The 13,903-nt window shown below is 64.2% G+C and carries 14 protein-coding genes; 11 read left to right on the top strand and 3 right to left on the bottom strand.

What is annotated here, in order from left to right; genetic code table 11:
- Positions 1–193: 193 nt before the first annotated feature.
- From BTHE68_RS12770 to flgA, 3 genes are all read right to left on the bottom strand, one after another.
- Positions 194–628: a flagella synthesis protein FlgN gene (locus BTHE68_RS12770; protein WP_162066598.1), complete on the bottom strand. Its 435-nt coding sequence runs from the start codon at positions 626–628 to the stop codon at positions 194–196.
- A gap of 97 nt (positions 629–725) precedes the next feature.
- Positions 726–1,061 (bottom strand): flagellar biosynthesis anti-sigma factor FlgM, encoded by a 336-nt coding sequence (gene flgM, locus BTHE68_RS12765; RefSeq protein ID WP_162066597.1) that lies wholly within the window; start codon positions 1,059–1,061, stop codon positions 726–728.
- 170 nt (positions 1,062–1,231) lie between these two features.
- Positions 1,232–2,500 carry a flagellar basal body P-ring formation chaperone FlgA gene (flgA, locus tag BTHE68_RS12760; RefSeq protein ID WP_162066596.1) on the bottom strand — a complete coding sequence of 423 codons (1,269 nt, stop codon included), beginning with the start codon at positions 2,498–2,500 and terminating at the stop codon, positions 1,232–1,234.
- 202 nt (positions 2,501–2,702) lie between these two features.
- Here flgA and flgB point away from each other — a divergent pair, with 202 nt between their 5' ends.
- The 11 genes from flgB (at position 2,703) to flgK (ending at position 13,895) form a co-directional block, all read left to right on the top strand.
- Complete coding sequence (flgB, locus tag BTHE68_RS12755) at positions 2,703–3,182, top strand: flagellar basal body rod protein FlgB (protein WP_162066595.1); 480 nt, start codon at positions 2,703–2,705, stop codon at positions 3,180–3,182.
- Between the two features lie 9 nt (positions 3,183–3,191).
- A complete protein-coding gene (gene flgC / locus BTHE68_RS12750) occupies positions 3,192–3,617 on the top strand; it encodes a flagellar basal body rod protein FlgC (RefSeq protein WP_162066594.1) in 426 nt (141 codons plus the stop codon).
- Positions 3,618–3,640: 23 nt separating this feature from the next.
- On the top strand, positions 3,641–4,360 hold the full coding sequence (locus tag BTHE68_RS12745) for a flagellar hook assembly protein FlgD (protein ID WP_162066593.1): 720 nt from the start codon (positions 3,641–3,643) through the stop codon (positions 4,358–4,360).
- A gap of 25 nt (positions 4,361–4,385) precedes the next feature.
- A complete protein-coding gene (gene flgE / locus BTHE68_RS12740; protein ID WP_162066592.1) occupies positions 4,386–5,603 on the top strand; it encodes a flagellar hook protein FlgE in 1,218 nt (405 codons plus the stop codon).
- Positions 5,604–5,635: 32 nt separating this feature from the next.
- A complete protein-coding gene (gene flgF / locus BTHE68_RS12735) occupies positions 5,636–6,388 on the top strand; it encodes a flagellar basal-body rod protein FlgF (protein ID WP_162066591.1) in 753 nt (250 codons plus the stop codon).
- Between the two features lie 30 nt (positions 6,389–6,418).
- Positions 6,419–7,207, top strand: coding sequence for a flagellar basal-body rod protein FlgG (flgG, locus tag BTHE68_RS12730; protein ID WP_162066590.1), 789 nt, complete (start codon positions 6,419–6,421; stop codon positions 7,205–7,207).
- 17 nt (positions 7,208–7,224) lie between these two features.
- Entirely contained in the window at positions 7,225–7,908 is a 684-nt protein-coding gene (locus BTHE68_RS12725; RefSeq protein WP_162066589.1) for a flagellar basal body L-ring protein FlgH, read from the top strand.
- Positions 7,909–7,910: 2 nt separating this feature from the next.
- Complete coding sequence (locus BTHE68_RS12720) at positions 7,911–9,038, top strand: flagellar basal body P-ring protein FlgI (RefSeq protein WP_162066588.1); 1,128 nt, start codon at positions 7,911–7,913, stop codon at positions 9,036–9,038.
- Positions 9,039–9,051: 13 nt separating this feature from the next.
- The gene (gene flgJ / locus BTHE68_RS12715) at positions 9,052–10,101 is read left to right on the top strand and encodes a flagellar assembly peptidoglycan hydrolase FlgJ (protein WP_162066587.1); all 1,050 of its coding nucleotides are present in this window, start codon (positions 9,052–9,054) and stop codon (positions 10,099–10,101) included.
- 218 nt (positions 10,102–10,319) lie between these two features.
- Positions 10,320–11,072, top strand: a complete 753-nt coding sequence (locus tag BTHE68_RS12710; protein WP_162066586.1) for a flagellar brake protein — start codon at positions 10,320–10,322, stop codon at positions 11,070–11,072.
- 879 nt (positions 11,073–11,951) lie between these two features.
- Positions 11,952–13,895 (top strand): flagellar hook-associated protein FlgK, encoded by a 1,944-nt coding sequence (gene flgK, locus BTHE68_RS12705; RefSeq protein ID WP_162066585.1) that lies wholly within the window; start codon positions 11,952–11,954, stop codon positions 13,893–13,895.
- Positions 13,896–13,903 lie beyond the last annotated feature (8 nt).

Genomic DNA, 13,903 nt, shown 5'->3' with positions numbered 1-13,903 from the left:
GCATCGTTGTCACATGCGGGCGGCGCGAAGCCGCTTTTTGATGAAAGCGATTATTGCGGATGGCGTCGAGCAGCCATCGACGGATAAGGCTGGGGAAAAGGGGGTTATTCGGTAGATGAAAGCGCGGGAAACAAAAGCGGCGCGTGCCTCGCAGGAAGCACGCGCCGTTCGATGAGTAATGCGTGTCGGACGATCAGGCGCCCGGCACGCGGCCATCCGGGCCGTAGAAACCGGCTTTGGACGGCGCGACCTGCAAGGCGGCGAGCGCCTTGCGGTTGTATTCCATGCGCGTGCGGATCAGCACGCCATTGTTGTTGTTGCCCTGCTTCGCGCGGCGGGCGGCGGCGGTGAGCAGCGCCCATTGCTCGGCAATCTGGCTGTCGTCCGCGGCGGCGGCCTCCATGCCGGCGAATCCGGCGGGGAAACCGAGCGCGTTCAACTGTTCGTCGCGCGCTTTTTCGAGCGCGGCGATGCGCTCGGTGAGCGCGGTCTTGTTCGCGATGATCTCGGGCAGCACCGGCAGCGGCTGCGCCGCAATCAGCGCTTTTTCCTCATCGACGAGGAGGGATTCGAAGGCCTGTACAGCGGCGACTTCTTCGGTGACGGTGGCAAGCAGGGCGTCTCTCATTGCATCGCTCGAAAAGCGGTTTCACAAAAGCCGCCGGTGTCACGAACGCCGCTTGCCGCCGCGCGCCCTTGATGCAGGCGCGGCCGGGTCACCGCGTTCAGCCGCCGGTCGGCGGGGTTCTCGTTTGGAGCAGGTCGCGGGCGGTGCTCAGAATGCCGTCGGCGATCTTGCTCGTATCCATCTTCAGACTGCCGTCGCGGATCGCGGCCTTGATCGATTCGACTTTCGCCGTGTCGATGTCGGAACCGTTCGATGCGCGCAGGTCGCTCGCCAGCGGCGAAAGGCTCACCGTCGAGTTCTTCGCCGGGTTCGCGCCCGACTGTTGCGCGGCGCCCGTGGCGCCCTTCGCGTCGTTTTGCGACGCGCGTTGCAGGTTGTCTTGAAGGCCTGCCAGCGTGGTGTTGCTATTCGTTTCGATTTTCACGATGTCCATTCCCGAACGTGTTGAGTCCTTTATCGGCGAGGGTGCTTGAAAACTTTACCCTGCCGGGGGACCGCCAACTTCCGTTCGCCGCGCTCATCGCCGTGAAAGCCTTGTCTGGCGGGCTTCGAGCGCATTTGCAACAAAATGAAACAAACGTGGGGGACCGAACACTTCGCGCGTTACAGCGCGATTTCCACCGTCTGACTGTCCTTCACGATGCCGGTGATGATCTGGCCACCGGCGGTTTTTACACGAACCTGCTGGCCTGGCGCGGCGTTGTTCATCGCGGTGCCTTCGGCCGAAATCGAAAAGCCGGAGCCGCCGGCGACCACATGCACGTTCTGACCGATCGCGACCGAACTTGCCGCGCGCAGCATGTCGGTGCGCAGCGGCAATCCGGCGGGCACGCGCGACAGCGCGACCGCGCCGACGGCCTGCGCCGGATCGGTGACGATGGCCTGCGGCATCGCGGTGAGATCGCCGTCGCGGGCGACCAGATCGGCGTTGCTCAGCACCTCGCCCGGCGCGATGGCGCGCGCGGCCAGATAGTACGTGGCGTTGATCGACACGCGCGCCTGTACATAGAGCGTCCACGGACGCTCGCCGACGCAGCGCACGCCGACCGTCATGCGGCCCCAGAGCCGCGCGCCGGTCGGCATGAACGGATCGAGCGACGAGCAGGCGGCGAGGCCGCGCGGGAAAACGGGCGTGACGGTGATGTCGACCTTGCCCGGCAGACCCGCGGCCTGTTGCTGGAGGAAATTGAGCGCGGCGACGCGGATCGATTCGCCGTCCTGCATCGTCGCGGGCGCGCCGGGCGCTTGCGGCAGCGCGGCGGCGACGGGCGCGGCAGACGGATTGAAGCTCACGCGCCTCATCGGCGAAGCGGCGCCGGCGACGGGCGTCGCGGGACTTGCCGCGACGGGGCGTGTATTCGTGTTGCGAACCGGCGCGCCGTCATCCCGCGTCACGACGACGGGCATCACGTCGCGCGAAAGCGACGCTACCGGCGCTTTCTGAAGTACGGGCGCAGGAGCAGCGGCCTTCGCCTCGCCCGCTCCGGGAATCACGATCATCCCGCTCGCATCGTTCATGGAATCGTCGGCGGCATCGGCGCGGGCTTCGAGCGCCAGCGCGGCATTGCGCATCGCGGCGTCGGCGGCTTTCGTCGCCGAGCGATAGCCGCTCGGGCGCGCGCCTTCAGGCGCAGGCATCGCCGCAACCGGAGCCGGAGCGCGCGACGCCGTTGCATTCAGACTCTTCGCCATATCGGCCGCTGCGGCGGGATTGGTTTCCGCATTGCCCGGAATGACGATCGGGCCGTCGCTCTGCTGCGCAAACGCGCTCGCCGCGACGCCCGAGAACAGCAGGCCACACAGCGTGCGGCGCGCGAACTTCGCTGCGGCGCGAGCCGTAGGGTTCGATGCACGCTTGACGGACCTGCTCATCGACTTTCTCCATACGTGATTCGAACGAGCCGCAAAACACGCGGCGACTACTGACGAAACGAATTCTAGATATCGGCTGGCGCGGGCAAGCGTCGAATAGAGGCCCCGTTTCCCGGTTATTCGTCGGATTAGTTATTGCGCGTCGCTCCTAAGATTCGTGTCATGCAAAAAGGCCTCGGCGCTGCCGACAGGAGAAACCGCAATGCTAGACAGACTCGACAAGGAATTCGCTTTTGGCCGTGAGGCGCTCGACGTGCGCGCGTATCGGCAGGAATTGCTGTCGTCGAACATCGCCAACGCCGACACGCCCGGCTACAAGGCGCGCGACGTCGATTTCTCGAGCGCGCTGTCGGGCGCGCTCAAGCAGAGCGGCGGCGCCTCGAACAATTCGACGCTGAAGATGGCGCAGCCCGTCAGCGTGAGCACGAGCGGCGGGATGGCCGCGACGGCGAAGGGCCACATGAGCGGCACGTCGAAGCTCGCCGCGTCGGGCGGTTCGAGCGATGACTACGGCAAGCTCGCCTATCGCGTGCCGAGCCAGCCGTCGCTCGACGGCAACACGGTCGATCTCGACGCCGAGCGCGTGCAGTTCGCGGACAACGCGCTGCACTTCGAGGCAGGCATGACGGTGCTGAGCTCGCAGATCAAGTCGATGCTCGCGGCGATCACGTCGAACAGTTAAGGAATAGCGATGCCCTCTTTGATGAACATCTTCAACGTCGCCGGTTCGGCGATGTCCGCCCAGGCGCAGCGCCTGAACGTCACCGCGTCGAATCTCGCGAACGCGGACAGCACGACCGGCCCGGACGGCCAGCCGTACAAGGCGAAGCAGGTCGTGTTCGCGGTCGATCCGCTCGGCGGCGCGCGCACCGCGTCGGGCCAGCAGGTCGGCGGCGTGCAGGTGACCGGCGTGATCGACGATCCGACTCCGATGAAAACCAGCTACGACCCGAGCAACCCCGCCGCCAACGCGGACGGCTACGTGACGATGCCCAACGTCGATCCGGTGCAGGAGATGGTCAACATGATTTCCGCGTCGCGTTCCTATCAGGCGAACGTCGAGACGCTCAATACCGCCAAGCAATTGATGCTCAAGACCCTGACCATCGGAACCTGATTCAGACATTCAAGGAACACAACGTGACGACCAGCACAACCATCGGCAGCAACGGCACGAACGTGTCGAAGACGCTGCTCGACACCATGAACGGCGCGTCGAGTGCGTCGACGACGTCGACCTCGGCGACCGGCGCGCAATCGGCGTCGGATCTGCAGAACACCTTCCTCACGCTGCTCGTGACGCAGCTGAAGAATCAGGACCCGACCAATCCCGCCGACAGCTCGCAGATGACCTCGCAGCTCGCGCAGATCAACACGGTGACGGGCATCGGCCAGTTGAACACGTCGCTGTCGTCGCTCGCGACGCAGCTTTCCGCCGGCCAGCAGACGCAGGCCGCGCTGCTCATCGGCTCGAACGTGCTCGCGGCAGGAAACAGCATGACGGTGTCGAGCGGCGCGTCGTCGAGCTTCGGCGTGCAGCTCGCCAACGACGTGAGCGACCTGCAGATTGTCGTGAAGAACTCATCGGGCCAGATCGTCAACACGCTCGATCTCGGTGCGCAGGGCGCGGGCGTCGTGCCGGTGACGGGCTGGAAGCCGGTCGATTCGAAGGGCGCCACGCTCGCCGACGGCAGCTACACGATCACCGCGCAAGGCACGATCAACGGCCAGCAGGCGACGGCGACCACGTTGTCGGCTTCGCAGGTCCAGAGCGTCGTGCAGATGACGGGCGGCGCGCCGGGCCTGAAGCTCGCGAACGGTTCGACCGTTGCGCTGACGAGCGTCGCTTCGATTCTTTGATTCCGCATTCACGGAGATACAGAACATGAGTTATCAACAAGCACTGAGCGGTCTGGGCGCTGCATCGAGCGACCTCGACGTGATCGGCAACAACATCGCGAACGCGAACACCGTCGGCTTCAAGCAGGGCGCGGCGCAGTTCGCCGACATGTACGCCAACTCGATGGCCACGGCCGTCAGCAACCAGATCGGCATCGGCACGCGTCTTTCCGAAGTGCAGCAGCAGTTCTCGCAAGGCACGATCACCACGACCAACCAGGCGCTCGACGTCGCGATCAACGGCAACGGTTTCTATCAGTTGTCGAACAACGGCTCGGTCGTGTACTCGCGCAACGGCGTGTTCCACCTCGACGACACCGGCAAGATCGTCAACTCGTCGGGCCTGCAGCTGATGGGTTACGCGGCGGATTCGAGCGGCGTCGTCAACAGCGCGAGCACGGTGCCGCTCACGGTGCCGACCGCGAACATCGCGCCGACGGCGACCAAGACGATCACCGCCGCATTCAACCTGAACTCGCAGGACAGCGTGAAGGCGGCCGCGGACTTCGACCCGACCAACGGCAACACGTACAACGCGTCGACCTCCGTCGATGCCTACGACTCGCTCGGCGGCACGCAGAAGGTGTCGGTGTACTTCACGAAGTCCGGCACGAACTCATGGGAAGCGTTCGCGGGCTACGGCGATCCGGTCACGACCCACACGGATCTCGGCCCGGTCACGTTCGATTCGTCGGGCAACCTGACCTCGGGCAAGACCTTCACGTTCACGATTCCGGACGGCGCGAGCGCGACGGCGGGCGCGACCCAGTCGCTGACGCTCGATCTTTCCGGCACGACGCAATACGGCGCGAAGAGCGGCCTCACGAACCTGCATCAGGACGGCAACAGCACGGGCGAGCTGACGGGCTTCACGGTCGGCACCGACGGCATGCTGACGGGCAACTACTCGAACGGCGAGACGAAGGCGCTCGGCCAGATCGCGATCGCCAACTTCAACAACCAGAACGGCCTGCAGAACCTCGGCGGCAACGTGTACGCGCAAACCGCGGCTTCGGGCGCGGCGCAGGTCTCCGTGCCGGGCTCGACCAACCACGGCACGCTGCAGGGTGGCGCGGTGGAAAACTCCAACGTCGATCTGACGAGCGAGCTCGTGAACCTGATCACCGCGCAGCGCAACTATCAGGCGAACGCGCAGACGATCAAGACGCAGCAGACCGTCGACCAGACGCTGATCAATCTGTAAGTGTCGTCCGCACGCAAGGAAGGAAGCGATTCATGGACCGTCTGATCTACACCGCGATGACCGGCGCAAGCCAGGCTCTCGAGCAGCAAGCCGTCGTGGCGAACAACCTCGCGAACACGTCGACCACGGGTTTCAAGGCGCAGCTCGCGGCGTTCCGCCAGGTGCCGATGTCGTTCGAGAACCAGTCCGCCGATGGCACGACGCGCACCTTCGTGCTGTCGTCGACGCCGAACGCGGACTACTCGGCGGGCCCGGTGCAACAGACCGGCAATCCGCTCGATGTCGCCATCCAGGGCCCCGGCTGGCTGTCCGTGCAGGCGGCGGACGGCAGCGAGGCGTACACGCGCGCGGGCAATCTGCATGTGGATCAGAACGGTCAGCTCGTCACGGCGAACAACCTGCCGGTGCTGGGCGGCGGCGGCCCGCTGTCGATCCCGCCGGGCGCGGAAGTGACGATCGGAAAGGACGGCACGATCTCCGCGCTGATTCCGGGCGACCCGCCGACGGCGATCGCGGTGGTGGATCAGCTCAAGCTCGTGAATCCCGATCCGGCGACGCTCACGCGCGGCGACGACGGCCTCTTCCGCACCGCGACCGGCGATCCTGCCGATGCGGACCCGAACGTCGTCGTGGCCGGCGGCGCGCTCGAGGGCAGCAACGTGAACCCGGTCTCCGCGATGGTCTCGATGATCACCAACGCGCGCCAGTTCCAGATGCAGACGAAGCTGATGGAATCGGCGGACCAGAACGAACAATCGGCCAACAAGCTGCTCAACTTCTCCTAAGCGGCGAAGCAAGGACATCAGGAAACAGACATGAATCGCTCACTCTATATCGCCGCGACCGGCATGAATGCGCAGCAGGCGCAGATGGACACGATCTCGAACAACCTCGCCAACGTGAGCACGAACGGCTTCAAGGGCTCGCGCGCGGTGTTCGAAGACCTGCTGTATCAGACCACGCGTCAGCCGGGCGCGAACTCGACGCAACAGACCGAACTCGCATCGGGCGTGCAGCTCGGCACCGGCGTGCAACAGGTCGCGACCGAGCGTCTCTACACGCAGGGCAACCTGCAGCAGACCGGCAACTCGAAGGACGTCGCGATCAACGGCCAGGGCTTCTTCCAGGTGACGATGCCCGACGGCACGACCGCCTACACGCGCGACGGCTCGTTCCAGACCAACGCCCAGGGCCAGCTCGTCACGTCGAGCGGCTATCAGCTGAATCCGGCGATCACGATTCCGCAGAACGCGACCTCGATGACCATCGGCTCGGACGGCACGGTGTCGATCGTGCAGTCGGGCAGCACGAACAGCACGACGGTCGGCGCGATCCAGCTTGCGACCTTCATCAACCCGGCCGGCCTCGAAGCGCGCGGCGAAAACCTGTTCTCCGAGACGGGCAGCTCCGGCGCCCCGAACGTGTCGCAGCCGGGTCTGAACGGCGCGGGTTCGCTGCAGCAGGGCTATGTGGAAGCGTCGAACGTGAACGTGGTGCAGGAGCTGGTCAACATGATCCAGACCCAGCGCGCCTACGAGATCAACAGCAAGGCCGTGACCACGTCCGACCAGATGCTGCAGACGCTCTCGCAGATGCAGGTTTAACTTTTCGAGTCACCAGGATGTCGCCTACTCAAATCCTCTCGCGTGCCACGATCGCCGCGCTCATCGCAGCGCTCGGCGCGTGCGGCCTCGTGCCGAAAGAGCCGATCGTCCAGCAGCCGATGACCGCGCGTCCGCCGCAGCCGCCCGTCGGCACGCGCTCGCCCGGCGCGATCTACAACGCGGGCTACGCGGGCCGGCCGCTGTTCGAAGACCAGCGTCCGCGCAACGTCGGCGACATCCTGACCATCGTGATCTCGGAAAACGTCAACGCGACCAAGTCGTCGGCGGCGAACACCAACCGCGCCGGCAACGGCTCGTTCTCCGTGCCGACGACGCCGGGCCTCTTCGGCGGTCTCTTCAACAACACGAACCTGTCGGCCACCGGCGCGAACAAGTTCACCGCGGCGGGCGGCGCAAGCGCGGCCAACACGTTCAGCGGCACGCTGACCGTGACCGTCACGGAAGTGATGTCGAACGGCAACCTGATGGTGAGCGGAGAAAAGCAGATGCTCATCAACCAGGGCAACGAATTCGTGCGCTTCTCGGGCGTCGTCAACCCGACGACGATCTCGGGCAGCAACACCGTCTTCTCCACGCAAGTCGCCGACGCGAAAATCGAATATTCGGCGAAGGGTTATATCGACGAAGCGCAGAACATGGGCTGGCTGCAGCGCTTCTTCCTCAACGTCGCGCCGTTCTGATCATGAATCCGCTTCTTCGTTTCGTTTCGTTCTCGCTCGCCGCCGCGCTGGTGGCGATCCATACCGCACCGTCCGCGCACGCCGAGCGTCTGAAAGACCTCGTCTCGTTTCAGGGCGTGCGTGACAATCCGCTAATCGGCTACGGTCTCGTCGTCGGTCTCGACGGAACCGGCGACCAGACGATGCAGACGCCGTTCACCACGCAATCGCTCACCAACATGCTCGGCAACCTCGGCATCACGGTGAATTCGGCGACGACGCAGAACATGCAGTTGAAGAACGTGGCCGCCGTGATGGTGACCGCGACGCTGCCCCCGTTCGCGCGCCCCGGCGAAGCGATCGACGTGACTGTTTCGTCGCTCGGCAACGCGAAGAGCCTGCGCGGCGGCACGCTGCTGATGTCGCCGCTGAAGGGCGCCGACGGCCAGGTGTACGCGATGGCGCAGGGCAACCTCGTGGTCGGCGGCGCGGGCGCGAGCGCGAACGGCAGCAAGGTGCAGGTGAACCAGCTTGCCGTCGGTCGCATCTCGGCGGGCGCGATCGTCGAGCGCGCGGTGCCGTCGGCGTTGCAGCAGCAGGGCGGCGTCATGCAGATGGAGCTGCGCGACATGGACTTCGACACCACGCAACGGATCGTCGCGGCGGTGAACAACCAGTTCGGCATGGGCACGGCGCTCGCGCTCGACGGCCGCACGATTCAACTGCGCGCGCCGCAGGACGCGAGCGAGCAGGTGTCGTTCATGGCGCAATTGCAGAACATCGACGTGCGTCCGGCGCAGGCCGCCGCGAAGGTGATCCTGAACGCGCGCACCGGCTCCATCGTGATGAACCAGATGGTCACATTGCAGAACTGCGCGGTGGCGCACGGCAATCTGTCGGTCGTGATCAACACGAAGACGGCGGTGAGCCAGCCGGGTGCGTTCTCGAATGGCCAGACGGTGGCCGCGAAGGAATCGTCGATTCAACTGAAACAGGATAGCGGCGCGCTCAAGATGCTCAACGCGGGCGCGAATCTCGCGGATGTCGTGAAGGCGCTCAACGCGCTCGGCGCGACGCCGGCGGATCTCATCTCGATTCTTCAGTCGATGAAGGCCGCGGGCGCGCTGCGCGCAGACCTCGAAATCATCTAAGGAACGAAGCCACATGAACTCGAACACGAGCGGAATCGCCGGCACCGCGCTGGCATCGACCGATACGACGAGCGGCTTATCGAACCTGTCGAACCGTTTCGCGCTCGACACGCAGGGTTTCGATGCATTGCGCGCGCAGGCCGGCGCGAATCCGCAGCAGGGACTGAAGCAGGCCGCGAAACAGTTCGACGCGGTCTTCACGCAGATGATGCTCAAGAGCATGCGCGACGCGACGCCTTCGGACAGCCCGTTCGAATCGAACGATACGAAATCGTTCACGTCGATGCTCGATCAGCAGCTTTCGCAGCAGATGTCGTCGAAGGGCATCGGCGTGGCGGACATGATGTTGAAGCAGCTCATGCGCAACGCGGGCGGCAAGACCGACGCGAGCGGCACGGGCGGCGCCAATGCGATGAACGCGATGCAGGCGCTCGGCGGCATGTCGGGCGGCAGCGGCGATCTCGAAGCGAACGCGGGCAATCTCGCCGCGATGAACGCGATGGCGAAGGCTTATGCGGCGGCGCAGGCCAGCAAGAGCAGTGCGTCGCTCGCGGGCAAGGGCTATACGGCGGCTGACTCGCTCGAACCGCCCGCGCGCGGCAACGGTTCGGACAAGGTCAACGCGTTCGTCGACCGCCTGGCCGTGCCGGCGCAGGCCGCGAGCGCGGCGACGGGCATTCCGGCGCGCTTCATCATCGGCCAGGCGGCGCTCGAATCGGGTTGGGGCAAGCGCGAGATCAAGAGCGCGAACGGCGCGACGAGCCACAATATCTTCGGCATCAAGGCGACGAGCAACTGGACCGGCAAGACCGTCGATTCGGTCACGACCGAATACGTGAACGGCCGGCCGCAGAAGGTCGTCGAGCGCTTCCGCGCTTACGATTCGTACGAAGAAGCGCTCACCGATTACGCGAGCGTGATCAAGAACAATCCGCGCTATGCGCCGGTGATCCAGGCTTCGCGCGATGTCGCGGGCTTCGCGCACGGCATGCAGAAGGCGGGCTACGCGACCGATCCGCAGTACGCGAAGAAGCTGATTTCGATCATGCGTCAGATCGTCTGACGGCGCGCGGGAAGCGCGAATGTTCCGATCAAAAGTAACGGCAAACGTTTTACGTTCGTCGGGACGGCGCACCACATACATTTATCGCCGGGCGACCCTAAACTTTTGAAGAGGTATGCCGCTAACCTGAATAATCGAAGTGCCGGACCGATTCAGGTTCGGTCGACGCGCGACGCCCGGGACTGGACGGCGCGAGCACAATGAACACGGCTAGCACCATGAACACCTATCAAAAGCATGACGTTGCCGACGAGGATATTGCGCCGATCGTGGATTTCGGGCGGCGCAATCCGCTGGAAATTGGCGTGGCGCTGCGCAATCTCGCCAACCGCGGCGACTTTCTGACGGCGCAATACGGCGACGGGCAAATCGTCACGCGCTTGCTCGACGTCGATGTGACCGCGCACCGGTTCACGTTCGACTGGGGCGGCGTGCCGGAGCAGAACCGCGGCGTGCTCGCCTCGCAGAGGCTCGTGTTCAGCGCGGCGCCGGACGGCGTGCGCGTCGAGTTCACGACACCGACGCCGCGCGAGACGGTGTTCGACGGGCGTCCGGCGTTCGAGGCTGAGTTTCCGCCGGTGCTGTACTACATGCAGCGGCGCGAGTATTTCCGCGTCGAGGCGCCGGTGCTGGATCCTTACATCTGCACGGGCTCGTTGCCGGATGGCGAGCGGTTTCGCTTCGAGGTGCATGATCTTTCGCTCGGTGGCGTCGCGTTGCGTACGACGGATGAGCGCGTCGCGGATCTGGAAATGGGCATCGTGATTCAGGATGCTGAGCTGCATTTCAGCGCTAATGGCAGGGTTACGCTGGATATGAAGCTGGTTTCTCATCGGGAGTCGATGACGGCGAAGGGGGATCGGCGGTATACGATCGGGTTCAAGTTTGTTTCGATGCCGGGGTCGGCGGAGAATACCCTGCAGCGGTTGATTACTCAGTTGGAGATGAAGCGGCGCTCGCTGGCGAAGTGAGTTTGTTTTCGCCGGATCCCGTTGGCGTGTCGGTTTATTAGCGTTGCCCCTGTGCGGGGCGGCAGTCACTTTCTTTGCTGCTGCAAAGAAAGTAACCAAAGAAAGCAGCTCGAGACGCCCGCGGTCACACGCAATTTGGGTATCCTTCTCCTCACCCGTGGCCTCTGTAGCGAGTGCCCTCATAGGCCACATTCGGCTTGGACCGCGCACGGTCTGACACGTCGCGCCGCATAACGGACTGGTTCAGCACCAAATGGCTCCGGCCCGCTTCGCGGCCGACCGGTCAATCGGGTTTGCGCGCGCTTCATTACTAAGCTATCCATACCAACGGTTTCCCTTGTATACCCGGCGGCAGCGCGTAGCGCTGTGCCGGAACTCTTTCGTGCTGAACCAGCGCGCTAGAAGCTCTAGCTAGTCAGACCGTGCGCGGTCCAAGCCCGGTTAGGCCTACGAGGGCACTCGCTACTGACGCCACGATCGACGAGAAGAACACTCAAATTGCGTGTGACCGCGGGCGTCTCGAGCTGCTTTCTTTGGTTACTTTCTTTGCAGCAGCAAAGAAAGTGACTGCCGCCCCGCACAGGGGCAGTGCTAATAGACCGACACGACCACGGGATCCGGCGAAATCGAAAGAGCAAAGAGCAAAGAGCAAAGAGCAAAGAGCAAAAAACAAAACCAACGAATTAACCCCAAAACCCCACGCTCTTCGCGCAATAGCCATTGCGCCCCTCCTCCGATAATGGCCCCATCGCAAAGAACCGCCCTAACAAAACCCGCAAACGCAGAGCGCGGCCCCACTCAATTTCCCCGGCAATCGGCCGATATACAAATCAGCCATGCGGCAGCGCCATCTCCACGCCGCCTCACCAGGATTCATGCATGTCCAATAACATCTTCAGCATTGGTCTTTCCGGTCTGAACGCGGCCCAGTGGGGTCTGACGACGACAGGGCAGAACATCAGCAATGCCGCGACGCCGGGCTATACGCTCGAGAAGGTCTCGTATCAGGAAGCGTCGGGGCAATTCACCGGTTCGGGCTATCTCGGCAACGGCGTCCAGGCGGTCACCGTCACGCGCCAGTACAGCCAGTACCTGTCGACGCAGGTGAACAACACGCAATCGTCCAGCAGCGCGGCCAGCACGTATTACTCGCTGATCTCGCAACTGAACAACCTCGTCGGCGATCCGACCAAAGGTATCGCGCAAGGCATCACCAATTACTTCTCCGGCCTGCAGTCGGTGGCGAACTCCGCGAGCAGCACGGCCGCGCGCCAGTCGCTGATGAGCAACGCGCAGACGCTCGCGGATCAGATCAACTCGGCGGGCGAGCAATACGACCAGTTGCGCCAGAGCGTCAACACGCAACTCACGAGCGCAGTCTCGCAGATCAACAGCTACTCGCAACAGATCGCCGATCTCAACAAGCAGATCAACATCGCCAGCGCGGGCGGCCAGCAGCCGAACCAGTTGCTCGATCAACGCGATCAGCTCGTCACGAACCTGAGCTCGATGGTCGGCGTGCAGGTGGTGCAGCAGGACGGCAACTACAACGTGTTCATCGGCAACGGGCAGCCGCTCGTCGTCGGCAATACGCAATACGGGCTGCAAGCCGTGCCCTCGGCGTCCGATCCGAGCGAACTCACCGTCGCGTTCCAGAGCCGCGACGGCTCGACGCAAACGGCCGCGAACACGCAATACCTCGATAACTCGGCGCTCACGGGCGGCGTGGTCGGCGGTCTCATCGACTTCCGCACGCAGACGCTCGACCCGGCGCAGGCGCAACTCGGCGCGATCGCGACGAGCTTCGCCAGCCAGTTGAACGGTCAGAACGCGCTCGGCCTCGATCTGAACGGCCAGCCCGGCGGCGCGCTGTTCGCGACCAGCGATCCGAACATCATCGCCAACGCGCGCAACAAGGGCACCGGCTTGCCGACGGCGACCATCGCCGATGGCACGCAGCCGCCCGCCAACGATTTCACCGTCACCTACGACGGCAGCAAGTACACCGTGACGGACCCCGCGTCGGGCCAGCAGCTCGGCACCATCGATCCGGCGACGGAGACGCAGAAGACGATCAACGGCCTGAACATCGACGTGTCGTCGCTGACCGGCGTGCAAAAGGGCGACTCGTTCACGATCCAGCCGACGCGCGGCGCGCTCGACGCGTTCAAGCTCACGACAAGCAACGGCGCGGCGATCGCGGCGGCATCGCCTGCGGTGACGTCGGCGGGCAGCACGAACACGGGAACGGCGTCGATTTCGTCGGCGACGGTGACGCAAAACGCGATGTCGTCGGACATCAACCTGAAGTACAGCGCGGCGGCGAACGGCTTCACCTCTGACGTGGCGGTCACCGTCAACGGGACCAGTTACGCCGTCGGCCAGACGATTCCCTACGATGCGTCGAAGGGCCTGACGGTCTCGGCGAACGGCGTTTCCGCGACCATCAGCGGCACGCCGAAGGACAACGACGCCTTCAAGATCGCGCAGAACAAGGGCGGCACGAGCGACGGCAGCAACGCGCTCGCGATGGCGAACCTGGTGTCGGCGAAGTCGCTCAACGGCGGCACCGACACGCTGACGAGCTCGTACGCGGGCTACATCAACACGATCGGCAACACGACCAATCAACTCAAGGCGACCAGCTCGGCACAGACCGCGCTGCTCACGCAGGCGACGTCGGCGCAGCAATCGGTACAGGGCGTGAACCTGAACGAAGAAGCCGCCAACCTGATTCAGTATCAGCAGCTTTATCAAGCGAACAGCAAGGTGATTCAGACCGCCGCGACGCTGTTCCAGTCGCTGCTCGGCATGTTCAACTGAGGTTAAAC

Source organism: Burkholderia sp. THE68 (assembly GCF_009938265.1).
In the GTDB taxonomy this organism is placed as follows: domain Bacteria; phylum Pseudomonadota; class Gammaproteobacteria; order Burkholderiales; family Burkholderiaceae; genus Caballeronia.
Note: the sequence above shows the minus strand (reverse complement) of the source record. Positions and strands in the feature narration are given on the sequence as shown.